At 44.8% G+C, this 248-nt stretch carries 1 protein-coding gene; it reads right to left on the bottom strand.

What is annotated here, in order from left to right; genetic code table 11:
• On the bottom strand, positions 1 to 248 hold a 248-nt coding region (locus NE623_RS14590), incomplete at both ends, for a 4Fe-4S binding protein (protein ID WP_256276170.1).

The raw sequence follows: 248 nt of genomic DNA, 5'->3' as shown, positions 1-248 counted from the left end.
ACACCCCATAACGCAAAACGCGTTTTTCACGGGTATAATGATAATGCTTTTTACGATTTATTCTCTTCGCTATCCAAGCTACGACATCCTGAAAAATACCCATCGGGCAAATCACCGAACAATAAATACGCCCGAATAATAGTGTCGCCACCAGCAGGATCAATACAATTCCGAAACTCCCCGCCAATAAGGCCGGGACAAACTGTATCCGTGCCAGATTAGGCCATCCTGTAGTTAAACCGGCAAAA

The organism is Gemmiger formicilis (genome assembly GCF_024462815.1).
GTDB lineage: Bacteria > Bacillota > Clostridia > Oscillospirales > Ruminococcaceae > Gemmiger.
The sequence above is the reverse complement of the archived record's forward strand: the minus strand, read 5'-3'. Positions and strand labels throughout refer to the sequence as shown.